Raw genomic sequence first — 21186 nt, forward strand, 5'->3', positions numbered from 1 at the left:
GATGCTCTACACCCCAAGAACTTCGTGGAGTTCGTCCATGCGCGTGTCGAGCTCATGCCCGGGGAACGAGTTCACCATACGCCCATCCTCCATGAGGTAGAAGCGGTCGGCGACTTTCTTCGCGAAGCGGAAGTTCTGCTCCACGAGCAGGATGGTCATGCCGCGCTTCTTCAAGGCGACCAGCACATCGCCGATGCGCTGGACGATCACGGGAGCTAGACCCTCCGTCGGCTCGTCGAGAAGGATGATCCTCGCGCCCGTGCGCAGCACGCGGGCGATGGCGAGCATCTGTTGCTCGCCGCCGGAAAGTTTCGTGCCCTGGCTCGAACGGCGTTCATGGAGGTTGGGGAAGAGAGTGTAGATCTCCTCCAGGCTCATGCCTCCCTCCGCGACGGTCGGCGGCAGCATCAGGTTCTCGGAGACGTTCAGGCTCGCGAAGATGCCGCGCTCCTCGGGCACATAGCCGAGACCGGCCTGCGCGACCTTGTGGAGCGGTAGCCCCAGGAGATCCTTGTCGCGCAGGCGGATAACGCCCTCGCGGCGGCGCAGGATGCCCATGATCGCGCGCAAGGTGGTTGTCTTGCCCGCGCCGTTGCGGCCGAGCAGGGTGACGGTTTCGCCCTCGCGGATGTCGAGATCGACTCCATGGAGAACATGGCTCTCGCCATACCAGGCATTGAGCCCGCGGACTTCGAGAAGGGGAGCGCTACTCATGCTCGGTTCCCATGTAAGCTTCACGCACGCGCGGATCCTGGCTGACGGTCTCGTATGATCCGTCGGAGAGAATCTCGCCGCGAGCCAGAACGGTGACGCGATCGCAAAGATCGGAAACCACGTTCAGGTTATGCTCGACCATCAGCACCGTGCGATTGCGGGCGATGCGTCGGATCAGATCGGAAATGCGGCCGATATCTTCATGTCCCATGCCGGCCATCGGCTCATCGAGAAGCAACATGGCAGGATCGAGGGCCAATGTGGTGGCGATTTCAAGCGCGCGCTTGCGTCCGTAGGACAATTCAACGGCCGGCAAATGCGCGTAGGCTCGGAGGCCAACGGCATCGATGAGCTCCATTGCGCGATCGTTGAGTGTCGAAAGAGCGGAAGCCGGGCGCCAGAACTGCGTGGCAAGTCCGGACGGACGCTGCAGCGCCACGCGCACATTGTCGAGCACGGTCAGGTGCGGAAATACCGCCGAAATCTGGAATGAGCGGACGAGCCCGAGACGGGCAACCTCGGCAGGCTTCAGGCCGGTGATGTCCGAGCCCTTGAAGCTGATCTGCCCGCGCGTCGGCGTGAGAAACTTCGTGAGCAGGTTGAAGACGGTTGTCTTGCCGGCACCGTTCGGGCCGATCAGGGCATGGATCGTGCCCTCATTGACGGACAGGGTCACGTCCTTCACGGCGAGGAAGCCGCGAAACTCCATGGTGAGCCCGGTGGCGCTCAAGATAGGTTGCGTACTGACCATATGAACCGGCCGACACTCTCTTGGTGAGGAGGCAACGGCTGGTTCGCGCGCAAAGCTCGATACCAGCCGTTGTCAGACGATGAAGAGGCGGGGCGGCTCGCGCCGTCCCACTTCGGTTGGAATATTACTGCGTGAGCTGGCAGCCGCTGTCGGCAAGCTTCATATAAGCCTGATCGCCCGGGACCTTGGCGAGCTGCTTGTACATGTCCCACTCGCTCTTGCTCTCTTCCGGCTTCTTCACCTGGAAGAGGTACATGTCGTAGACCATGCGGCCGTTCGGCAGCACCTTACCCTTCTTGGCGAAGACGTCCTCGACCGGCATTTCGTGCAGGAGCTTGGCGACCGGCTCGGTAGCGTCCGTGCCAGCTTTCTGAATCGCCTTGAGATATTGCGTCACGGCGGAATAGGTGCCGACATGGATCATGTTCGGCATGCGGCCGGTCTTTTCCTGGAACTTCTTCGCGAAGGCACGGTTCTCGTCGCTCTGATCCCAGTACCAGCCTTCCGTCAGGGTCAAGCCCTGTGCGGCCTTGAGGCCAAGACCCTTCACTTCGGCGAGGGTGAAAAGCAGGGCTGCGAGGCGCGTGCCGCCCTGGGTGATGCCGAACTCGGCAGCCTGCTTGATGGCGTTGGCAGTGTCGAGGCCGGCATTGGCCATGCCGACCACGTTGGCACCGGAGCTCTGCGCCTGCAGCAGGAAGGACGAGTAGTCAGTGGCTGCCAGCGGATGGCGGACAGCACCGAGCACCTGACCGCCCTTCGACTTCACGAACTTCGAAGTCTGGTCTTCAAGCGAGTAGCCGAAGGCGTAGTCGGCGGTGAGGAAGAACCACTTGTTGCCGCCGTTCTCCACCAGCGCACCGCCGGTGCCGACTGCGAGCGCGTGAGTGTCGTAGGCCCAATGGAAGCCGTAGGGGGTGCATTGCTTGCCGGTGAGATCGGTCGTCGCCGCACCGGTCGTCATCGTGATTTTCTTCTTGTCCTTGGACAGGCCCTGGACAGCGAGAGCGACCGACGAGGTGGTCAGTTCCATGATGGAATCGACCTTTTCCGTATCATACCACTGCCGGGCGATGCTCGCCGCCACGTCAGGCTTGTTCTGGTGGTCCGCGCTCACGATCTCGACCGGCACGCCAAGAACCTTGCCGCCGAAATCCTGCACCGCCATACGGGCGGCCTCGACCGAGGACTTGCCACCGAAATCTGCGTAGACGCCGGACTGATCGTTCAGGATGCCGATCTTGACCACGCCGTCGGAAGCCTGCTGTGCATAGGCCGATTGCGCCATGACGGTGCAGCTGAGGGCGAACAGAATTTTATTGAGAACTCGCATCGATTTCCTTCCCTTCGTTCCGAAGCCAGTTGATCCAGCATTGTTCGAACCGCGGCGTGAGGGTGCGCCCGGCGATGGTCAGAAAAGTACAGCCCTTCACGCCTTGTGCAATGCGAGAGGGGGTCATCCTTAAGTCGCAGATCTCTTTAAGCTTCAAGTTTTTGCCTCATTTTCAGGCATCGGGTGTCGCTGACCCTTGAGACCTTGGCCGCTTTGTCGGTAACCCTGCTCCGCATCTCTCGCTGTTCACAGTGCTGGAGGCAGCGCCTATATCTGCCTCAGCTTTCTGTCCCCCTATTGTCTAGGTTGGAGCCTTGCGATGACCGTTCACCAGAAGCCCGCCGACCGCCGTACCCTCGATCTGCAGGATCCGTCGCTCTTGGTGTCTCAGGCCTATGTGGCGGGCGAGTGGATCGATGCGCCGGACGGCAAGACCATCCCGGTCACCGATCCGTATGACGGCGCGCTGATCCTGAGCGTGCCCGATCTCGGCCCTGACGCCGCCAAGCGCGCCATCGACACGGCGCACACGGTGCAGAAGGAATGGGCCAGGCGCACCGCCAAGGAGCGCAGCACCATCCTGAGGAAATGGTACGACCTGATCATCGCCAATGCCGACGATCTGGCGCTGATCCTCACCACCGAGCAGGGCAAGCCCTTGCCCGAGGCCAAGGCCGAGGTGATCTCGAACGCGGCCTATATCGAGTGGTTCGCGGAAGAAGCCAAGCGCATCGACGGCGACGTCATTCCCGGCGCCAGCCCGTCCCAGCGCATCGTGGTGCTGAAGCAGCCGGTCGGGGTGTGCGCGGCGATCACGCCGTGGAACTTTCCCAATGGCATGATCACCCGCAAGGTCGGCCCGGCGCTGGCCGCGGGCTGCACCATGGTGTTGAAGCCGGCCGCGCAAACCCCGCTCTCGGCGCTGGCGCTCGCCGTGCTGGCCGAGCGGGCCGGGGTGCCGAAGGGCGCGTTCTCGGTGATCACCGGCGAGGCCAAGCCGATCGGCGAGGAGTTCTGCCACAACCCGAAGGTGGCCAAGATCACCTTCACCGGCTCGACCGGGGTCGGGCGCTGGCTGATGAAGGAGGCGGCCGACGGCATCAAGCGGCTGTCGCTCGAGCTCGGCGGCAACGCGCCGTTCATCGTGTTCGACGATGCCGATCTCGACGCGGCGGTGGAGGGCGCGATGGCGTCGAAGTTCCGCAATGCCGGCCAGACCTGCGTCTGCGCCAACCGGATCTATGTCCAGGCGGGCGTGGCCGAGGTTTTCGCCGACAAGCTCGCCGCCAAGGCCAAGGCGCTCAAGCTCGGGCGCGGCACCGAGGCCGGGGTGAGCATGGGGCCGCTCATCGACGATCGGGCCGTGGCCAAGATGGAGGAGCATGTTCAGGACGTGCTCGACAAGGGCGGCAAGCTGCTGGTGGGCGGCAAGCGCTCGGATTTGGGCAGCACGTTCTTCGAGCCCACGGTGATGACAGGGGTTACACAAGCCATGAAGGTGACCAAGGAGGAGACGTTTGCGCCTCTGGCGCCGATCATCTCGTTCACCGACGAGGCGGAGGTGATCGCGATGGCGAACGACTCGGAGTTCGGGCTGGCCTCGTATTTCTATGCCAAGGACATGGCCCGCGTCTGGCGCGTGGCCGAGGCGCTCGAGAGCGGCATGGTCGGGGTGAACACGCCGGCTTTGGCCAACGAGATGGCGCCATTTGGCGGCGTGAAGCAGTCGGGACTGGGCCGTGAGGGCTCGAAATACGGCATCGAGGGCTTCCTCGAAATCAAATACATCAACATCGCTGGATTATGAGCATGAAAAAGCCCGGCATTGCCGGGCTTTTTTGTTGATGGAAGCTGCCGAATCTCACTGCGTTCCTATGCGCTTCTTGCTCTGAGCAGCAGATTGGCCAGTTCCACGAAGCCATCGCCAGAGTGACCATTCGCGATGTAGGCCGGTCTGTTGGTCAGGCGGTGTGTGAAGGCCTGGATATTGGCGACGCCGACGCTCAGGGGAAAGGCTGCAAACATCGGCTCGTCATTCGGCGAGTCGCCCGCATAGATCACGACCTTCTTCGCCTCTTCCCAGTCCATGCCGAACACGTCGGCGAGCAGGGTCTTGGCCATGCTCAGCTTGTTGTAATCGCCGAACCAGCCGTTCACGTGAATGGAACTAACCTTGGCCTGCGCGCCCGCGCGTTCGAAGATGGAAACGATTCTGTCCACTTCCGATTCCGGCAGAGCAGGCACATCCTCGCAGAAGTCGATGGCGAGATCCGCCATGCGGTAGGCCTGATCGCTGGCGAGCGCCGCACCTGGCACGCGTGCCAGAACGTCCGCCTCAATGGCATCGAGTTTGGCACGGTTCCGTGCCAGTTCCCCGGGGCTCGCCCAGAAACGCTGCTGCATCTTCTTGCGCTCGCGATCATAGCGGAAATAGAAGGCGCCATTTTCTCCCACCACCGCATCGACCGGCCACATGCGGGCGATGTGATCGCACCAGCCTGCTGGTCGTCCGGTCACGGGAATGACGAGGAAGCCCGCGCGATGCAGCTCTTCCAGTGCGCCGTAGGCAGCGGCCGTCAGCATTCCTTCCGTGGTGATCGTGTCATCGATATCGGTCAGCACCACACGAATGGAGCGCGCCGTTTCCAGCGGCATCTGTGCTAGGGGCTTCATGGTCATCCTTGGGCTATTGGAAAATCGTGAGACGGCTAATGGTCTGTCTTTAAGCATGATCCTGTGCCGAGATCCAAGACCTTCGATGCATGGGCAGGCCACCCTGTGTGCAATCTGTGGTCCTGGGCTTCACGCCTGGGATTTCTGACGTAAAGTGACGCCATGCCAAACGATGCTGAAATCCTCACCGCCCTGTTCGATGCCGCTCTGAAGGCGGCTCTGCCGGATGGCCAATTCGACGGCCGCCTGCCACCCAAGCCGAAGGGGCGGACGATCGTCCTTGGCGCCGGCAAGGCCTCAGCCCGCATGGCGGCGGCCTTCGAGGAGGCCTGGGCTCGCGCGGGAGGAACCTGCGACGGCCTTGTGGTCACGCGATACGGGCACGCGGTGCCGACGCAATCCATTGAGATCATCGAGGCCGCGCATCCGGTTCCCGATGAGGCCGGGTTGCAGGCAGCGGGGCGGATCCTGGCCCTGGCCCAGGAGGCCGGCCCCGACGATCTCGTCGTTTGTCTCATGTCCGGCGGAGCCTCGGCCCTCCTGTCACTTCCCGCGAAAGGCGTGACGCTGGCCGACAAGCAGGATCTGAACCGGGCGCTCCTGAAATCGGGCGCTCCCATCGGAGAAATGAATCAGGTGCGCAAGTCGCTCTCCGCCATCAAGGGCGGGCGGCTTGCTGCGGCGGCCGGGAAGGCGCAGCTGGTCACCTATCTGATCTCGGACGTTCCGGGCGACGATCCCGGCAGCATCGGCTCCGGCCCGACGATCCCTGAGCGCGTCGATCCGGACGTTGCACTCGGCATCCTGCGCAAATACGGCATCGATGTGCCTAATCATGTCCTGCAGACCATCCGCTCCAACGCCATCACCGAGCCCGTAGCCGGCGGCGCGGTGCATATGCTGTCGACGCCCAAGATGGCGCTCGATGCCGCTGCCGCCAAAGCCCGTGAGCTGGGGCTGACGCCGCTCGTGCTCGGCGATGCGCTCGAGGGAGAGGCGAGGGAGATCGGGCGTGTCATGGCCGGCATTGCGCGCTCCGCCCTGATGCATGGAGAACCGGTGAAAGCACCGTGTGTCCTGCTCTCCGGCGGCGAGACGACGGTGACGGTGCGCGGACAGGGGCGAGGCGGACGAAACGCCGAGTTCCTGTTGTCTCTGGCCGTTGCTTTAAAGGATGAAGACAGGATCTCGGCTATCGCTTGCGATACCGATGGCATCGATGGTTCCGAGGACAATGCGGGCGCTTGGTTCGACGGTAGCCTGTTCGAGAGCGCTCGTGAGAAAGGCATCGATCTCACGGCCCATCTCGATAGAAACGATGCCTATACGGCATTCGCCGAACTCGACAGGCTCGTCGTGACGGGCCCGACGCTGACCAACGTGAACGACTTTCGCTGTATTCTCATTCGCTCCTGAGCGAAGCGGAGTGCCGGCTCAGATGGAATAGCTGAACCCTGTCGTGTTCGTCTCCGGTACGATCATCGTGACCTTGGTTCCATGCCCTTCCTGACTCTCGACTTCCAGGTCTCCGCCATGGAGCTTGAGGATGTACCAGGCGAGGCTCAGTCCTAAGCCGGTGCCGGGCAGCTTCTTCGCGTTCTGGCCGCGGAAGAAGGGTTGCATGATGAAGGGCAGATCACGTTCCGGGATGCCGATTCCCTGGTCGTTGACGATAATCCGGATCATGCCGGATCTCTTGCGGGCGGTGACATCGATCGGCTGGTCCGTCCGGGAATATTTCATGGCATTCGAGAGAATAATGACGAGGGCCTGTTCCAGCAGGATCGGGTCGCCGATTACGATCTCCGGCAATCCGCGAATCTGGATCTGGAAGGGGCGGTTGGGTTCCTGCCCGCCTTGTTCCCTGCAGACCCGGCGGACGAGTTCATCCGGGTTGAACTCGCTTGGGTTGAGTACGATTCCGCCGGCCGTGGCCCTTGTATAGGACAGGATCGTTTCGATCAGCTCGTCGAGGCGCAGACTGGCCCGCCAGATCTTCTCGGCTTTCGCCCGAATATCGTTGGTGCCCAGTCGATCGGCTCGCCTGATCAAGCCTTGGGCCAAGGCATTGATTGTGGAGAGAGGCGTTCTCAGTTGATGCGCCAGGAGGGCGACACGATCCAATGGGTGAGCCGAGTTCCTCCCCGTTGTACGACGGGTCGCACGGCGGGGAGGCCTCAATGATGGTCGGGGAGGACGTCGAGTGGCTGCGGGCACGGACGCGATACCTATATAACTTTATAACGTTTAAAGTCTGGATTGATCCGAATTAGTGCACCCAAAGCCGTTGTCCATCCCCCTCGTTAGTGGACGGGCGGAATCATAATTTAGTGTAGAAGGTTGTTGTTTTGTCGAAAAATGAAATACATATAATATTATATTAAGAATATTTTATTATTAATAAAGTATAATATAATAAATTGTCGCATTAAATATTATTATAAAGTCGATTTGTTGAATAATCAGGTTATTCAGAGCCGACTATTTTGTTTTACGGGCTGCGGTTTGTTTGAAACTAACCGTCTTGGATGACGTTGCCCTGTCTGGATATCGACTTCAGGAGAAACGTCATGGATAACGATCGCGCCGAAGGCAGCATGAAGAACATGAAGGGCCGCCTCAAGGAAGGCCTTGGCAAGGCCCTGGGCGACTCGAAGATAGAAGCGGAAGGCAAGATGGAGAAGACTGAGGGTAAGATCCAGAACGCCATCGGCGATATCAAGGATTCTCTCCGCAAGAATCCTTGATTGTGGCGCACGAAAAAGGGCCCGGCGTGAGCCGGGCCTTTTCACATGGGATTGTCCGCCTTGCGGATCAGGAAGCTTATTCTTGAAGTTTCCTGTTTTTGCTCTTCAAGAACATCGCCTGTTTCGCGGATCAGATTGGGAACGTCGATGCCCGCCAGCGGATCCGTGCAGATGACACGCAGTCTTTCGCCAGGAGACAGGGAGAGCAGGGCTTTTCGCGTGCGCAAAACCGGCAGCGGGCACTTCAGGCCGGATAGATCGAGTTCTGTCATCGCATTCGTTCCCGCTGCGCCAAAACATTCGCCGTGGCTAGATCGTCCGGCGTGTTGATGTTGAAGAAAGGATCGACCGGCTCGATGGGCCAGGAGGCTTCGGCATATCCATGGAGTCTCGTCCACTCCCTCACACTGCGGATGCCGTCGTCCAGGAGCGCCTGATGTAGATCGTGCCGCAGAGACACAGGCCAGAGGCCGATAGCGAAATGAACCTGCGAGCCCGATGCCGCACAGGCAAGAGGCCGGTCGGATTCATGGCGTGCTTCATGCAGTCGCCGCACCAGATCCTGTGGGATGAATGGCGTATCTCCCGGAGCGCTCACGACCCATTCGACATTGGGGCGATGTGCGGCGCTCCATTCGAGAGCTGTCAGGATACCGGCCAACGGTCCCGGATAACCAGCCATCGAATCCGGCACGACGGGGAAGCGCATATTCTCGAAGCGGAAGAGATCGCTGTTCGCGTTGACGATGATGCTATCGCATTGCGGAGCGAGACGCTGCGCCACATGCTCGAGAAGCGTGAGCCCCTCAAGGACGAGCAGAGGCTTGTCGCCTCCGCCCATGCGCCGCGAAAGACCACCTGCGAGAATGACGCCGAGGGTAGGAGGCATCATCATGCCGAGGCTGCTCACTCGATCACGATGCGCGGTGCCGGCCTTGCCGCCGTACCACCTGAAAGCGATGTCCACACCTGCTGCGCCATATCCTTATAGATCCTGGCATGCGGCCCTTCCGGATCGGCGACCACGACCGGCCGACCGGCATCCGACAATTCGCGGATCGTCATGTTGAGCGGGACTTCGCCGAGGAAGGGGACCTCGAGGCGCTTGGCCTCCTCACGCGCGCCGCCATGTCCGAAGATGTGGGAGCTCTGGCCGCAATGCGGGCAGATGAACGTCGCCATGTTCTCGACGATGCCGAGGATCGGAATCTCCACCCGCTTGAACATGGAGACGCCGCGTCGCGCATCGATGAGAGCGAGATCCTGCGGCGTCGACACGATCACGGCGCCGGCGAGCGGTGTGGCCTGCGCCATAGTGAGTTGCGCATCGCCCGTGCCGGGCGGCATGTCGACCACGAGCACGTCGAGATCGCCCCAGGCCACCTCGCGCAGCATCTGAGTGATCGCCGACATCACCATCGGTCCGCGCCAGATCATCGCGGCTTCCTCTTCCACAAGGAAGCCGATGGACATGACCTTGATGCCGTAGGCTTCCATGGGCTCCAGAACGCGGTTCTCGAGCACGCGCGGCTTGCCGTGAATGCCGAGAAGCTTCGGCATGGACGGGCCGTAGATGTCCGCATCGAGCAGGCCGACCTTCAGTCCCAACGCTTTCAGCCCGAGGGCCAGGTTGGCGGCGGTGGTCGACTTGCCGACGCCGCCTTTTCCGGATGCGACAGCGATGACATGCTGCACGCCGGGAATGCGCTGGTTCTTGGGCTGGGCCGCTGCCCGGGCCCGCTGAGGCGTGGCCGGGGAGGGGGCGGATGCCCCGGAGCCGGCAGGCCGGTCGGCGGTGAGGCTGGCAAAGACGCCCTTCACTGCCGGCAGGCCCTGTACTGCCGCGACGGCGGCCTGGCGCACCTGTTCCATGCTTGCGGCTTCGGACGGTTCAATGGTGATCGAGAACATGACCCGGCCGGCATTGTCCACCACCACGTCCGACAGGCGCCCGGAGGCGACGAGGTTGGTTCCGCTTGCATCGACCGGAACGGTCGACAGAGCCTGCAGCACGTGCTCACGGGTAATTGCCACGATGTAGTCTCCTGATGGCTCCGAGGTTTCCGCCTCTCATGTATAGAGCAAGAGCCTGCACGTTAAGACGTTCCGGCGAGTCAGAAGCAATATCCCGAACAAAACTGCACCCTGTCCGTTGTTCACCCGATCCCTCGGGTGCCGGTTCGACCGGCCGAGCTACTGCCTTCGCAGATCATTCCCGAGAGCCTAGCAAAATGAATGAGGAGACAAGGATGCATCAACACGGCCATAACGATCCGAATGCCGGGAAACTCTATGAGCTGATCAAGGACGTGAAGATCGCCATGATGACTACCGTCGATACGGACGGGACTCTTCACAGCAGGCCCATGCACAACCACGAGGCGGATGAGCATGGGGACCTCTGGTTCTTCACCCAGATCCAGTCACCCAAAACGGCCGAACTCTCCCGCGACAACGAGGTCAACCTGGCCTATTCGGATCCGAGCAGCCAGACCTATGTGTCGGTGACCGGAAGGGCAGAGATCGTGCGTGACAAGGCGACGGTCGAGGAAAAGTGGTCGGAGCCTCTGCGTGCGTGGTTTCCGAAAGGTGTGGACGATCCGCAAATCGCCCTGATCCGCGTTCATCCAGCCAAGGGCGAATACTGGGATAGCCCGTCCTCGACGCTGGTGCATCTCTACGGCTACGCGAAAGCCGCCATCACCGGCCAGCAGCCTAATCCCGGCGATCAGTCAAAGGTCAATCTGAGCTGAATTTTCGCTGCAGCGCGAAATATTTCGGGGCCGTACGCGGCCCCTTTTCTTTGGCTCAATTTCATCTACCTTTACGTCACAAGCTTGAGTATGTTCGAGAGATAAAAATAGTTCGGGAAAAACCGTTCGGCATTCATAACAACAATCTATCGGGGGCAGTCTTAGGGAGGAAACAATGAAGTCCGTCCTGCTTGCCGCAGTTTCGATTGTTGCTCTTGCGTCCTCGAGTTTCGCTCAGCCTGCAACCCAGACGCCAACCGGCAATCTGGAAAAGCTCTCATCATTCCAAAGCACCGGAACCGCCGAGCCGCGGCCCATCGCACAGGAAGGGCGCCGTGCCGATGCCATCCGGAAGAACCTCGAGGGGATTCAACTTCCGGCCGGCTTCAAGATCGATCTCTATGCGATCGTGCCTGATGCTCGCCACATGGCCGTCGGTCCTAATGCCGGTGTGGTCTTTGTCGGTACCCGCAAGAGCAATGTCTATGCCGTCACGGACCGTGACAAGGATCGGATCGCCGATGAGGTCAAGCAGTTCGCGCCATCGGTTTCGTTCAAGATCCCGAATGGCGTCTGCTTCTCACGTGACGGCGTTCTCTACGTGGCGGAGCAGAATCGGGTGCTGCAGTTCCCGGCCGCCGAGTTCTTCTATGAAGGGCCGGACGTCGCGGCTTTCGTCGTAGCCAAGCAGGGCGATCTCATTCCGCCGACGGAGGAGAGTTACAACCATACGGCCCGCGTGTGTCGGATCGGAGCCGACAACAAGCTCTACATCGCGCTTGGCCAACCCTTCAACGTGCCACCGAAAGACAAGCTGGATCTCTACAAGCGGACCGGCATTGCCGGCATCGTCCGCATGGATCAGGACGGCAAGAATCGCGAGGTCTATGCGACCGGCATTCGCAACTCCGTCGGCATGGATTTCAACCCGGCCGACAAGTCGCTGTGGTTCACCGACAACCAGGTCGACGGCATGGGCGATGATCAGCCTCCAGGGGAGATTAACCGCATCGCCAATATGGGGCAGAATTTCGGCTTTCCCTATTACGGCGGCGGCACCGTCCGCACGGTCGAGTACAAGGACGATCCGGTTCCGGCGGGCGTTGTCGGACCTCAGGCTGAAATGGATCCGCATGCGGCCGATCTCGGCATGATGTTCTACACCGGCAAGATGTTCCCACAGACCTATCAGGGCGGCATCTTCTCGGCGCAGCACGGCTCCTGGAACCGCACCAAGCCGGTCGGTGCGCGGGTCATGTTCACCCCAGTCAAGCCGGACGGCACGGCGGACAAGACGCAGGTTTTCGCGGAAGGATGGCTCACGGAAAACGGGGAATATCTCGGACGCCCGGTCGATGTCGCCATGCTGCCTGACGGCTCTCTGCTCGTATCGGACGATACGGCTGGTGCGATCTATCGCATCTCCTACGAAGGCCGCTAAGCACCGTCCGACGGGCGTGCCGCAAGGCACGCCCGTCCTCTCGGGAAAGTCAATTATGAAGATGATCCATATCCTCGCCCTGACGGGGCTGGTCCTGGGCGGCTTTGCTTCCGATCCAACCTATGCCGGAGATGCCAGGGCAGGGCGCCAGAAGATCACCACGTGTCAGGCCTGTCACGGGCTCGATGGTCTTTCGAAGAACCCGGAATCGCCCAATCTGGCTGGGCAGATCGAAAGTTACCTCACCAGGAGCTTACAGGCCTACCGTTCGGGCGAGCGCAAGAACGACGCCATGAACATAGTTGCGAAGGAGCTGTCCGACGAGGATATCGCCGATGTGTCGGCTTACTACGCCTCGATCCAGGTTGATGTCCTGCCGCCCTGAAAGGCCTATGAAAGTCTTGTAGCCGGCACTCTTTCATCCCGGACGCCCCTTCGCTATTGTCTCGCCTCCTTTGAGTGGCAAGGAGCAGGCGATGGCGGACATCGCAACCCGGGTCTACAACCATACCTGGAAGATCGATCCGATCGTCCGGTCCGTTCTGGATACGGATTTCTACAAGCTCCTGATGGCGCAGACGATCTTTCGCCGCCACCGGGACGTGCAGGTCACGTTCGGCATTCACAACCGCACCACCCGCATCCGCTTGGCGGACATCATCGATGCCGGCGAATTGCGCGAGCAGCTTGACCATGTGCGCAGCCTGTCGCTGACGCGGGGCGAGTCCACCTGGCTGCGCGGCAATACCTTCTACGGCAAGCGGCAGATGTTCTCGCCGGAATTCATGGACTGGCTCGAGACCTTCCGCTTCCCGGAATATCTGCTCGAGAAAGAGGGTGGCCAGTATGTGCTGACCTTCCACGGTCCCTGGATCGAAACCACCATGTGGGAGATCCCAGCGCTCGCGATTCTCAACGAGTTACGTTCGCGCGGCGTGCTCAAGGGCATGGCGAAGTTCGAGCTTCAAGTGCTCTATGCCCGCGCCATGACACGGGTCTGGGAGAAGATCCAGCGGCTCAAGCAGCTGCCCGACCTGTCCATCTCCGATTTCGGCACGCGGCGACGTCATGGCTTCCTCTGGCAGGACTGGTGCGTGCAGGCGATGATCGAGGGCTTAGGTTCATCCTTCCTGGGCACGTCCAACTGCCTCATCGCGATGCGCCGTGAGGTCGAGGCCGTGGGTACGAATGCCCATGAACTGCCCATGGTCTATGCGGCGCTGACCGACAGCGACGAGGAGCTGGCCAAGGCGCCATATCATGTGCTGGCCGACTGGCAGCAGGATTACGAGGGCAATCTGCGGATCATTCTGCCCGATACCTACGGCACCACGAACTTCCTGCAGAACGCGCCCGATTGGGTGGCGTCGTGGACCGGTATTCGCGTGGATTCGAAGGATCCGATCGAAGGTGGCGAGGAAGCCATCGAGTGGTGGCATCGGCGCGGGCAGAACCCGAAGGAGAAGCTGGCGATTTTCTCCGACGGTCTCGACGTGGATGTGATCGAGCGCATCCACCAGCATTTTCGCGGCCGCATGCGCATCGGTTACGGCTGGGGTACGCTCCTGACCAACGACTTCCGTGGCCTTGCTCCGGATGGAGCGCTCGACCCGATCTCGATTGTCTGCAAGGTCATCTCGGCCGATGGGCGACCGACGGTGAAACTTTCCGACAATCCGACGAAGGCTATGGGGCCGAAGGTGGAAATCGAACGCTACAAGCGCATATTCCATGTGGGGCAGCAAACGGCCCAACCTGTTCTGGTATGACGACCATGATGATCGATCTCAATTGCGATATGGGTGAAGGCTTCGGTCCCTGGCCGATGGGCGACGACGAGGCGATGCTCGACATCGTCTCCTCCGCCAACATCGCCTGCGGCTATCACGCGGGCGACCCGTCCATCATGTTTCGCACGGCGGAGATCGCGAAGCGCAAAGGCGTCGCCATTGGCGCGCACCCGGGCTTCAACGATCTGCACGGCTTCGGCCGCCGTGTCATTCGCGGTGACTCCCCGGCGGAAATCGAGCGCATGGTCGCCTACCAGATCGGCGCGATGCAGGCCGTAGCGTCTCTTGCCGGACATAAGGTCACCTACGTGAAGGCGCATGGTTCGCTCAACAACATGGCGAACGAGGATATGGATCTCGCGCTAGCCATCGCACGTGCCATCAAGAGCGTCGATGCAAGCCTCATCAATGTCTGCATGCCCGGCCTTTTGATGGAAAAAGCGTCCGAGCAAATTGGCGTAAAGGTGGCGCGCGAGTTTTTTGCGGATCGCACCTATGAGGATGACGGTACGCTGACGAGCCGCAAGAAGCCAGGTTCCGTCTTGCACGATGCCGATGCTGCCGCCGAGCGCGTGCTGCGCGCCGTGCAGGACAGGGCAGTGACGACGACCTCAGGTAAGCGCATTCCCGTCGAGTTCGACACGATCTGCGTGCACGGCGACGAACCGAGCGCCGTCGCCATGGCCCGCACGGTCCGTGCGAAGCTGGAGGAGAACGGCATCACCATCGCGCCATTTGCAAAGGCTGCTTCATAAAGCTCTCACCTCATCCTGAGGAGAAGATTGCGTCTGCTCCTCAGGATGAGGGCTTAGTCCCGCTCACGCGCAAAAGCCTTGGCAAGGAAAGGCTCCAAAGCCGCCAGCGTTTCCTCCGGCGCTTCCTCGGCAAGGTAATGTCCGCAATCGATGCTGTAGCCTTCCACATGGTCGGCCCAGTCGCGCCACACGGCCGGCACGTCGTACCAGCGGTCGAGGCCGTTCCTCCGGCCCCAGAGCGCCTGCACAGGGCATGCGATGCGGCGGCTGGCCTTCTGGTCATCTTCATCAAGGCGCATATCGATGCTGGCGCCGGCGCGGTAATCCTCGCACATCGCGTGGACCGTCTCAGGATCGGTGTAACAGCGGCGGTATTCGGCAAGCGCCGCTTCATCGAAGAGCGAGCGGCCTCGACGCAGATAAAACACGTCCGGATCCGACGCGATCAGACGCTCGGGGATGGGATACGGTTGGGCGAGGAAGAACCAGTGCCAGTAGCCCATGGCGAAGGCCATGTCCGTGCGCTGGAAATGTTCTGCGGTGGGAATGATGTCGAGAACTGAGAGCGAGACGATCCGCTCCGGGTGATCGAGCGCCATGCGATAGGCGCAGCGCCCGCCACGGTCATGCCCGACGACGGCGAAGCGCTCGAAGCCGAGAGCCTGCATCGCCTCGACCTGATCGCGCGCCATGGCCCGCTTGGAATAGGGTTCATGATCTTCTGTCGTTGGAGGCTTGGAACTGTCGCCGTAGCCGCGCAGGTCTGCGCAGACCACCGTGTAGGTTTCGGCGAGCTTCGGTGCCACCTTGTGCCACATCACATGAGTCTGCGGATGCCCGTGCAGCAGAAGGACGGGCGGTCCGCTTCCGCCATGGCGGAGGTTGATGACGGCGCCGGAGGTTTCGATTTGGCGATGCGTGAAATTCTCGAACATCCTGATGTTGTACCGGGGATGGTGTGGATCGTCACCAGGAACGGCGCTCGCCATTGTCGATATGGATGATGCCGTTTCGATAGATCTTGAGACCGCCGACCTGGGGATGCGCCCGCAAATAGGCCATGATGCCCCGCGCGCGGGCGCGCACGCGAAAGTCGATGGCGCGGCAGGAGAGGTGCAGGGAGTGGCGAGCGCCGCCGGCACGCCAGTTGCGTCCCCTGGTCCGGTGGGTGGACTCGACGCTGACGGGTCCGAATTTCTCTGCGACCGATGCCACGACGTCGCGCAGATTCCCGGGGGTGCAGTTGGTCGGAGCGCTCGCGCGTAAGGTGATCGTTCCTTCCGACACCAACGAGGCGAAGCCGGAGAGAGTTTTGGCGCTCGGCAGGCTTCCGGTGATTTCGGGATCCTTAAGCTGATCGCCGGAAGGCAAGCTGGCATATTGCGTAGGAGGGATGACCCCTCCATCTCCACCGGCCTTGAGCGCAGCCGGTGAGAGGCCCAATAGAAACATACCTATCATAGACATATGGCGAACTCGGGCATCAGTGCTCATCGGGTTCTCCCGTTCTGAGCCCCCACAAAGTCACTGCCGCCGAATGGTCCTCCCAACGGCACCCGCTGCTTGTCGCTCAATAACTGACGGTTGAGTGCGCAACGTTAGGCATGGCTACCTAAGGTAAGCTTGACCATAGGCAAGAACACCTAAGCCATCAGGGATCGTGCCCGGCTGGCAAAGCTTTATTTTGCAAGGAATCCTATGAGAGGAAATTTTGGGTGAGTTATGACATAACAAGCTTCCGATCTTGCAGAACCTTGTCTGAATTCACACATCAAAGCCCGTTGTGCCAATCATCGGGATTGGCCCCTCGGAGACAGGAATGAACACTGCCCGTAGCGCCGTTTTCGACGCTATCAAGACCGCAGGCCCGACAAAGGCCGACGCGATCGCACGCGTCACGCTCGTCGCCAAAATGCTGGACAGCGCCGTGCTGATTCCCGGCCTGAACCGGCGCGTCGGCTTTGATGCCGTGCTCGGCCTCGTGCCGGGCGTCGGCGATGTGATTTCGGCGGCTCTCGCCAGCTACATCATCTGGGAGGCCCGTCAGCTCGGATTGCCGCGCTGGAAGATCGCGCGCATGATCGGCAACGTCGCAGTCGATACGGCCATCGGCGCGATTCCGTTCGCGGGCGACGTGTTCGACGTCTTCTTCAAGGCCAATCAGCGCAATCTGCGGATCATTCACGAGCATCTGGGCACGCCCAGGCGCGGTCCGCGCGAGATCGACGGAACGGCCGTTCGGGTGGAGGAGCGCTGATGAAACGTCTCCTCTGGATTCTGGCGTGGATCGCGGTTGCGGTGTGGTCGCTGTTCGCCTGGGGTGCCTACGGCCTTCTCGATTTCTTCGGCGGCGTTGCCGCGCGCAATGCGGATATCGTCACCGGCCATCCCGAGACCGTCGAGTGGCTGTCCTGGGCGCTGATGACGTTGCGAAGCCTGGGGCTTGGCGCCATCGTCGTGGTCTGGGGGCTGGTCTCGCTGGTGATCCTCGCCGTTCCGGCCGTGCTCGGCCTGTTCCTCGGCGGAACGAGGCGTGAGCCCTATGTCGAGGGCTGGCGCGGGCCTCGGATCGATCCTCGCTCTCCATACCCGCCTTCTTCAGGACAGCATCCGATCCGGCGGATTGAAAAGCGATAAAGAGAAAAGGGCGAAGCGGCATCCGCTTCGCCCTTTGTGTCTCAAGTCTTAGCGCGTCGAACAACACTCCCGTCATCACCGGCCTTGTGCCGGTGATCCCGATCGGAAAAGCGCAGTGCTTCACAGCATCGGGATGGCCGGGACAAGCCCGGCCATGACGTGAGAGAGTGTTGTCACCAACCTCGCGATGCCAATGCTCAGCGATGGCTTGAGATGAACTGCTTGAAGCGCTCAGACTTCGGAGCGCCGAACACCTCCGCCGGCGCACCTTCTTCCTCCACTACGCCCTTGTGCAGGAACACGACCCGGTTCGACACATCGCGGGCAAAGCCCATCTCGTGCGTCACCACCAGCATGGTGCGGCCTTCCTCGGCGAGCGAGCGCATGACGCGCAGAACCTCACCGACGAGCTCTGGATCGAGTGCGGAGGTCGGTTCGTCGAACAGCATCACCTTGGGATGCATGGCGAGCGCCCGCGCAATCGCTGCGCGCTGCTGCTGGCCGCCGGAAAGGTGGGAAGGGTACTGATTGCGTTTGTCGACGATGCCGACCTTTTTCAGCAGCTCCTCGGCCTCGGCGATGCACTCGGCCTTCGGGCGCTTCTGCACATGCACGGGCGCTTCGATCACGTTCTCCAGGATCGTCATGTGAGACCAGAGATTGAAGCTCTGGAACACCATGGCGACGCGCGAGCGGATGCGGTCGACCTGACGCTGGTCTGCAGGCTCCATGCCCTTGCGACCCTTCCGGAGCCCGATGGTCTCTCCGCCGATGCGGATCTCGCCGGAATCAGGCACTTCCAGCATATTGATGCAGCGGAGCATGGTCGACTTGCCGGAGCCGGAGGCGCCGAGGATCGAGATCACGTCGCCTTCCTTCGCGCTTAGCGACACGCCTTTGAGCACCTCGAGATTGCCGAAGCTCTTGCGCAGATTGTTGACGGAGACGGCGGGAGCAGCCTCGGCAGAGGCAGGTTGGATCGACAAGGATGCAACTCCATTAGACATGGGCGGCCTCCAGACGCGGCTCGATGGCCGGGGGGCGGCGCAGATGGGGCGAGAGCCACCATTCGATGGCCATGATGATGCGCGTGATGATGAAGTTGAGGATGAGGTAGATCAGGCCCGCGACGATGAAGACCTCGACCGCGCGGAACGTCTGCGAGATGAGTTTCGCGGCAAGTCCGGTCACTTCCATCATGGTGATGATGGAGGCAAGCGAGGTTGCCTTCACCATGAGAATGATCTCGCTGCCGTAAGCGGGGAGAGCCTGACGGACGGCGATCGGGAAGACGATGCGGCGGAAGAGCAGGAAACCCGACATGCCGCAAGCCCGTGCCGCCTCGACCTGGTTGTGAGGCACGGATTGCAGGCCGCCGCGCATGATCTCGCTGGCATAGGCCGCGGTGTTGAGGGTGAGCGCGAGGACCGCGCACCAATAGGGCTCGCGGAAGAACGTCCACAGGCCCCATTCCTGCAGCGTCGGTCGGAACTGTCCGAGGCCGTAATAGATCAGGAAGATCTGCACGAGCAGGGGAGTGCCGCGGAACACGAAGACATAGGCCTGAGCCGGCCAGTCGAGTACCTTGATCCTCGACATGCGCATGAGCGCCAGGAGCATGGCGAAGACGGCGCCGAACGCAACGGACATGAAGGCGAGATTCAGCGTCAGCGGCACGCCGCCCAGGAGCGTGAAGAAGCTGTCGCGCATGAAGGCGAAATCCATCAGGCAGCCCTCCGCATGCCACGCATCGAGTGGGTCTCCGCGCGCTGGAACATGTAGGTCGAAACCCAGGTGATGAGCAGGTAGAGAACCGCCGCCGTGATGTAGAAGTCGAACGGACGGCGCGTGGAGCCCGCCGCGATGTGCGACTGGCGCAGCAGCTCGACGAGGCCCGTCACGGAGATCAGGGCGGATTCCTTCAGCACCAGCTGCCACGTGTTGCCGAGGCCCGGAATGGCATAGCGCAGGACCTGCGGAGCGATGATGCGACGGAACATCAGCCAGCGATGCATGCCGACCGACCGGGCCGCCTCGATCTCGCCGCGGCTGACGACCTGATAGGCGCCGCGGAAGACCTCGGCCTGATAGGCGCCCGACACGATGCCAATGGCCATGGCGCCGGTCGCGAACGCGGGCACGCCGATGAAGCCCTCGGCCCCGAACAGGCTGCCGATGGCGCCGAGCGCCGCGCTGCCGCCGAAATAGAAGAGATAGATCACGAGAAGATCGGGAATGCCGCGCAGGACGGTGGTGTAACCGTCCGCGAGACTCCGGATCACCAGGTTGCCTCCGATCTTCCCCCAGGCCACCAGGGTCCCGACAACGGAGCCCGCGAGGAAGCCGCATGTGGCGACGGCAATCGTCATCCCCGTCGCGGTGAGTAGGGCCCATCCCCATCCGTTGGGGCCGAACCCGACGAGCTCAAAATAGCTCAGCTGCTGCACGCTTTAACTTTCCTGAATAGGCTCACCTTCGAAAAGGGCTGAAGGTGAAGCCGCCATCCGTCACATCCGGTACCGCCCATGCCGGCGCCCATCCGGCCCGAGCTTTCGCCAGGCCGGACGGGACACGCTCTTGTCAGCTTTGCGGCGTCATGTCGACCTTGAACCACTTCTGCGTGAGCTTCGGAATGGTCCCATCATCGACCGCAGCCTGAACGGCCTTGTCGAACATGGCCTTGAGTTCGGTGTCGTCCTTGCGCAGGCCGACGGCCACGCCGCGCCCGAGCACATCGCCGCTCACCCCACCGCCGGCGATGACCATGTCCTTGAATTCCGGCTTTTCGGTCGTCGCCTTGAGCGAAGAATGGGCGGCGAAGATCGCATCGACGCGACCGGCGGAGAGATCGAGATCGTGCTGCTCCGTGGTCTTGTACTCACGGATAGTGATCGTGTCCTTGAGGTACTTTTCCAGGAATTGCGAGTTCACGGTCGAGCCCTGGACACCGATGGTCTTGCCCTTCAGGAGCGGCTTCCATTCCTCGATCATCGCCTTCGACGCGGCCGCATCCTTGTCGAGGCTGAACCGCTTGCCCTCGCCGGCGAGCTTCGCCAGAGGCGAGTCCTTCATCACGCCCCAGCCGTGGAGGCCCGAGGCATAGGGACGGGAGAAGTTGATCGTCTCGAGGCGCTTGTCGGTGATGTTCATGCCGGCCATGATGGCATCGTACTTCTTCGCCTGAAGCGCCGGAATGATGCCGTCCCAGTCCTGAGCGACAATCTCGCACTTGACGTTCATGCGCTTGCACAGGTCGTTGGCGAGGTCGATCTCGAAGCCTTCGAGCTTGCCGCCCGCACCCGTGAAGTTCCACGGAGCATAGGCGCCTTCCGTGGCAATCTTGACGGTCTTCTCCTGCGCCGTCGCTCCGCCGATGGCGAGCGTTGAGGCCAGCAGGCCGAGACCCAGAACTTGAAAGAGTTTCATTGTCATCCCTCTGGTCAGCTTCGACTGATCCTATTGTCGGATGAAGGCCGTCAGGGACCCCCATCTCGCGCCCAGAAGCTAACATTCAAAAGCCAAGCCGGCGCAAGTCCTAAACATGCTGAATAAAGCGCCCAAGCTGGCGATTTCGGTCGCAGTTGAGGTGGAT

General features: G+C 61.4%; 24 protein-coding genes. 10 read left to right on the top strand and 14 right to left on the bottom strand.

Annotated features, from left to right (window positions below; all coding sequences use genetic code 11):
* Nucleotides 1–6: 6 nt before the first annotated feature.
* The 3 genes from JO965_RS06325 to JO965_RS06335 all read right to left on the bottom strand — a co-directional run bounded on the left by JO965_RS06325 (nucleotide 7) and on the right by JO965_RS06335 (nucleotide 2753).
* Nucleotides 7–714: an ABC transporter ATP-binding protein gene (locus tag JO965_RS06325; RefSeq protein WP_203442844.1), complete on the bottom strand. Its 708-nt coding sequence runs from the start codon at nucleotides 712–714 to the stop codon at nucleotides 7–9.
* Nucleotides 707–1465, bottom strand: coding sequence for an ABC transporter ATP-binding protein (locus tag JO965_RS06330; protein ID WP_203442845.1), 759 nt, complete (start codon nucleotides 1463–1465; stop codon nucleotides 707–709). The genes JO965_RS06325 and JO965_RS06330 overlap by 8 nt, the downstream gene beginning before the upstream one ends.
* 124 nt (nucleotides 1466–1589) lie before the next feature.
* Complete coding sequence (locus JO965_RS06335; RefSeq protein ID WP_371826867.1) at nucleotides 1590–2753, bottom strand: ABC transporter substrate-binding protein; 1164 nt, start codon at nucleotides 2751–2753, stop codon at nucleotides 1590–1592.
* Nucleotides 2754–3117: 364 nt separating this feature from the next.
* Between JO965_RS06335 and JO965_RS06340 the strand changes: the two genes are divergently transcribed.
* Nucleotides 3118–4605: an NAD-dependent succinate-semialdehyde dehydrogenase gene (locus JO965_RS06340; RefSeq protein ID WP_203442847.1), complete on the top strand. Its 1488-nt coding sequence runs from the start codon at nucleotides 3118–3120 to the stop codon at nucleotides 4603–4605.
* Between the two features lie 65 nt (nucleotides 4606–4670).
* Here JO965_RS06340 and JO965_RS06345 read toward each other — a convergent pair whose 3' ends face one another.
* Nucleotides 4671–5471: an HAD-IIB family hydrolase gene (locus JO965_RS06345; protein ID WP_203442848.1), complete on the bottom strand. Its 801-nt coding sequence runs from the start codon at nucleotides 5469–5471 to the stop codon at nucleotides 4671–4673.
* A gap of 162 nt (nucleotides 5472–5633) precedes the next feature.
* On the opposite strand from JO965_RS06345, the gene JO965_RS06350 reads away from it, so the two are divergent.
* On the top strand, nucleotides 5634–6887 hold the full coding sequence (locus tag JO965_RS06350) for a glycerate kinase (protein WP_203442849.1): 1254 nt from the start codon (nucleotides 5634–5636) through the stop codon (nucleotides 6885–6887).
* An 18-nt stretch (nucleotides 6888–6905) separates the two neighbouring features.
* Here JO965_RS06350 and JO965_RS06355 read toward each other — a convergent pair whose 3' ends face one another.
* Complete coding sequence (locus JO965_RS06355) at nucleotides 6906–7595, bottom strand: sensor histidine kinase KdpD (protein WP_203442850.1); 690 nt, start codon at nucleotides 7593–7595, stop codon at nucleotides 6906–6908.
* 446 nt (nucleotides 7596–8041) lie between these two features.
* Here JO965_RS06355 and JO965_RS06360 point away from each other — a divergent pair, with 446 nt between their 5' ends.
* Nucleotides 8042–8218 (top strand): CsbD family protein, encoded by a 177-nt coding sequence (locus JO965_RS06360; protein WP_203442851.1) that lies wholly within the window; start codon nucleotides 8042–8044, stop codon nucleotides 8216–8218.
* Between the two features lie 41 nt (nucleotides 8219–8259).
* On the opposite strand, the gene JO965_RS06365 is transcribed toward JO965_RS06360, so the two are convergent.
* Genes JO965_RS06365 through JO965_RS06375 form a run of 3 tightly spaced genes read right to left on the bottom strand, consistent with a single transcriptional unit; the run spans nucleotide 8260 to nucleotide 10252 of the window.
* Entirely contained in the window at nucleotides 8260–8490 is a 231-nt protein-coding gene (locus tag JO965_RS06365; RefSeq protein WP_203442852.1) for a sulfurtransferase TusA family protein, read from the bottom strand.
* On the bottom strand, nucleotides 8487–9113 hold the full coding sequence (mobA, locus tag JO965_RS06370; protein WP_203442853.1) for a molybdenum cofactor guanylyltransferase MobA: 627 nt from the start codon (nucleotides 9111–9113) through the stop codon (nucleotides 8487–8489). Before mobA ends, JO965_RS06365 begins: the two co-directional genes overlap by 4 nt.
* 11 nt (nucleotides 9114–9124) lie before the next feature.
* Nucleotides 9125–10252 carry an Mrp/NBP35 family ATP-binding protein gene (locus JO965_RS06375; RefSeq protein ID WP_203442854.1) on the bottom strand — a complete coding sequence of 376 codons (1128 nt, stop codon included), beginning with the start codon at nucleotides 10250–10252 and terminating at the stop codon, nucleotides 9125–9127.
* A 215-nt stretch (nucleotides 10253–10467) separates the two neighbouring features.
* Between JO965_RS06375 and JO965_RS06380 the strand changes: the two genes are divergently transcribed.
* The 5 genes from JO965_RS06380 to JO965_RS06400 all read left to right on the top strand — a co-directional run bounded on the left by JO965_RS06380 (nucleotide 10468) and on the right by JO965_RS06400 (nucleotide 14957).
* Nucleotides 10468–10971 (top strand): pyridoxamine 5'-phosphate oxidase family protein, encoded by a 504-nt coding sequence (locus tag JO965_RS06380; RefSeq protein ID WP_203442855.1) that lies wholly within the window; start codon nucleotides 10468–10470, stop codon nucleotides 10969–10971.
* A gap of 175 nt (nucleotides 10972–11146) precedes the next feature.
* On the top strand, nucleotides 11147–12412 hold the full coding sequence (locus JO965_RS06385) for a sorbosone dehydrogenase family protein (RefSeq protein WP_203442856.1): 1266 nt from the start codon (nucleotides 11147–11149) through the stop codon (nucleotides 12410–12412).
* 55 nt (nucleotides 12413–12467) lie between these two features.
* Complete coding sequence (locus JO965_RS06390; RefSeq protein WP_203442857.1) at nucleotides 12468–12797, top strand: cytochrome c; 330 nt, start codon at nucleotides 12468–12470, stop codon at nucleotides 12795–12797.
* A 91-nt stretch (nucleotides 12798–12888) separates the two neighbouring features.
* Entirely contained in the window at nucleotides 12889–14181 is a 1293-nt protein-coding gene (gene pncB / locus JO965_RS06395) for a nicotinate phosphoribosyltransferase (protein WP_203442858.1), read from the top strand.
* A gap of 5 nt (nucleotides 14182–14186) precedes the next feature.
* Nucleotides 14187–14957 carry a LamB/YcsF family protein gene (locus tag JO965_RS06400; RefSeq protein WP_203442859.1) on the top strand — a complete coding sequence of 257 codons (771 nt, stop codon included), beginning with the start codon at nucleotides 14187–14189 and terminating at the stop codon, nucleotides 14955–14957.
* A 53-nt stretch (nucleotides 14958–15010) separates the two neighbouring features.
* Here JO965_RS06400 and JO965_RS06405 read toward each other — a convergent pair whose 3' ends face one another.
* A complete protein-coding gene (locus JO965_RS06405; protein ID WP_246776762.1) occupies nucleotides 15011–15946 on the bottom strand; it encodes an alpha/beta fold hydrolase in 936 nt (311 codons plus the stop codon).
* Nucleotides 15924–16451, bottom strand: coding sequence for a D-Ala-D-Ala carboxypeptidase family metallohydrolase (locus JO965_RS06410; protein ID WP_203442860.1), 528 nt, complete (start codon nucleotides 16449–16451; stop codon nucleotides 15924–15926). The genes JO965_RS06405 and JO965_RS06410 overlap by 23 nt, the downstream gene beginning before the upstream one ends.
* A gap of 325 nt (nucleotides 16452–16776) precedes the next feature.
* Between JO965_RS06410 and JO965_RS06415 the strand changes: the two genes are divergently transcribed.
* Together JO965_RS06415 and JO965_RS06420 are read left to right on the top strand one after the other, a co-directional pair.
* A complete protein-coding gene (locus JO965_RS06415; protein ID WP_203442861.1) occupies nucleotides 16777–17214 on the top strand; it encodes a DUF4112 domain-containing protein in 438 nt (145 codons plus the stop codon).
* The gene (locus JO965_RS06420; RefSeq protein WP_203442862.1) at nucleotides 17214–17594 is read left to right on the top strand and encodes a hypothetical protein; all 381 of its coding nucleotides are present in this window, start codon (nucleotides 17214–17216) and stop codon (nucleotides 17592–17594) included. Before JO965_RS06415 ends, JO965_RS06420 begins: the two co-directional genes overlap by 1 nt.
* A 197-nt stretch (nucleotides 17595–17791) precedes the next feature.
* Here JO965_RS06420 and JO965_RS06425 read toward each other — a convergent pair whose 3' ends face one another.
* From JO965_RS06425 to JO965_RS06440, 4 genes are all read right to left on the bottom strand, one after another.
* Nucleotides 17792–18601: an ABC transporter ATP-binding protein gene (locus JO965_RS06425; protein ID WP_246776763.1), complete on the bottom strand. Its 810-nt coding sequence runs from the start codon at nucleotides 18599–18601 to the stop codon at nucleotides 17792–17794.
* Complete coding sequence (locus tag JO965_RS06430) at nucleotides 18594–19319, bottom strand: ABC transporter permease (protein ID WP_203442863.1); 726 nt, start codon at nucleotides 19317–19319, stop codon at nucleotides 18594–18596. The genes JO965_RS06425 and JO965_RS06430 overlap by 8 nt, the downstream gene beginning before the upstream one ends.
* Complete coding sequence (locus JO965_RS06435; RefSeq protein WP_203442864.1) at nucleotides 19319–20041, bottom strand: ABC transporter permease; 723 nt, start codon at nucleotides 20039–20041, stop codon at nucleotides 19319–19321. The genes JO965_RS06430 and JO965_RS06435 overlap by 1 nt, the downstream gene beginning before the upstream one ends.
* A 133-nt stretch (nucleotides 20042–20174) precedes the next feature.
* Nucleotides 20175–21020 carry a lysine/arginine/ornithine ABC transporter substrate-binding protein gene (locus JO965_RS06440; protein WP_203442865.1) on the bottom strand — a complete coding sequence of 282 codons (846 nt, stop codon included), beginning with the start codon at nucleotides 21018–21020 and terminating at the stop codon, nucleotides 20175–20177.
* Between the last annotated feature and the right edge of the window lie 166 nt (nucleotides 21021–21186).

Origin of the sequence: Microvirga sp. VF16 (assembly GCF_016864375.1) — a bacterium.
In the GTDB taxonomy this organism is placed as follows: Bacteria; Pseudomonadota; Alphaproteobacteria; order Rhizobiales; family Beijerinckiaceae; genus Microvirga.

What these genes read in the sequence shown, in the direction of transcription:
- JO965_RS06325 (WP_203442844.1), bottom strand. Translation starts at nt 714, where the DNA reads ATGAGTAGCGCTCCCCTTCTCGAAGTCCGCGGGCTCAATGCCTGGTAT.
- JO965_RS06330 (WP_203442845.1), bottom strand. Translation starts at nt 1,465, where the DNA reads ATGGTCAGTACGCAACCTATCTTGAGCGCCACCGGGCTCACCATGGAG.
- JO965_RS06335 (WP_371826867.1), bottom strand. Translation starts at nt 2,753, where the DNA reads ATGGCGCAATCGGCCTATGCACAGCAGGCTTCCGACGGCGTGGTCAAG.
- JO965_RS06340 (WP_203442847.1), top strand. Translation starts at nt 3,118, where the DNA reads ATGACCGTTCACCAGAAGCCCGCCGACCGCCGTACCCTCGATCTGCAG.
- JO965_RS06345 (WP_203442848.1), bottom strand. Translation starts at nt 5,471, where the DNA reads ATGAAGCCCCTAGCACAGATGCCGCTGGAAACGGCGCGCTCCATTCGT.
- JO965_RS06350 (WP_203442849.1), top strand. Translation starts at nt 5,634, where the DNA reads ATGCCAAACGATGCTGAAATCCTCACCGCCCTGTTCGATGCCGCTCTG.
- JO965_RS06360 (WP_203442851.1), top strand. Translation starts at nt 8,042, where the DNA reads ATGGATAACGATCGCGCCGAAGGCAGCATGAAGAACATGAAGGGCCGC.
- JO965_RS06365 (WP_203442852.1), bottom strand. Translation starts at nt 8,490, where the DNA reads ATGACAGAACTCGATCTATCCGGCCTGAAGTGCCCGCTGCCGGTTTTG.
- mobA (WP_203442853.1), bottom strand. Translation starts at nt 9,113, where the DNA reads ATGATGATGCCTCCTACCCTCGGCGTCATTCTCGCAGGTGGTCTTTCG.
- JO965_RS06380 (WP_203442855.1), top strand. Translation starts at nt 10,468, where the DNA reads ATGCATCAACACGGCCATAACGATCCGAATGCCGGGAAACTCTATGAG.
- JO965_RS06385 (WP_203442856.1), top strand. Translation starts at nt 11,147, where the DNA reads ATGAAGTCCGTCCTGCTTGCCGCAGTTTCGATTGTTGCTCTTGCGTCC.
- JO965_RS06390 (WP_203442857.1), top strand. Translation starts at nt 12,468, where the DNA reads ATGAAGATGATCCATATCCTCGCCCTGACGGGGCTGGTCCTGGGCGGC.
- pncB (WP_203442858.1), top strand. Translation starts at nt 12,889, where the DNA reads ATGGCGGACATCGCAACCCGGGTCTACAACCATACCTGGAAGATCGAT.
- JO965_RS06400 (WP_203442859.1), top strand. Translation starts at nt 14,187, where the DNA reads ATGATGATCGATCTCAATTGCGATATGGGTGAAGGCTTCGGTCCCTGG.
- JO965_RS06405 (WP_246776762.1), bottom strand. Translation starts at nt 15,946, where the DNA reads ATGGCGAGCGCCGTTCCTGGTGACGATCCACACCATCCCCGGTACAAC.
- JO965_RS06410 (WP_203442860.1), bottom strand. Translation starts at nt 16,451, where the DNA reads ATGAGCACTGATGCCCGAGTTCGCCATATGTCTATGATAGGTATGTTT.
- JO965_RS06415 (WP_203442861.1), top strand. Translation starts at nt 16,777, where the DNA reads ATGAACACTGCCCGTAGCGCCGTTTTCGACGCTATCAAGACCGCAGGC.
- JO965_RS06420 (WP_203442862.1), top strand. Translation starts at nt 17,214, where the DNA reads ATGAAACGTCTCCTCTGGATTCTGGCGTGGATCGCGGTTGCGGTGTGG.
- JO965_RS06425 (WP_246776763.1), bottom strand. Translation starts at nt 18,601, where the DNA reads ATGTCTAATGGAGTTGCATCCTTGTCGATCCAACCTGCCTCTGCCGAG.
- JO965_RS06430 (WP_203442863.1), bottom strand. Translation starts at nt 19,319, where the DNA reads ATGGATTTCGCCTTCATGCGCGACAGCTTCTTCACGCTCCTGGGCGGC.
- JO965_RS06440 (WP_203442865.1), bottom strand. Translation starts at nt 21,020, where the DNA reads ATGAAACTCTTTCAAGTTCTGGGTCTCGGCCTGCTGGCCTCAACGCTC.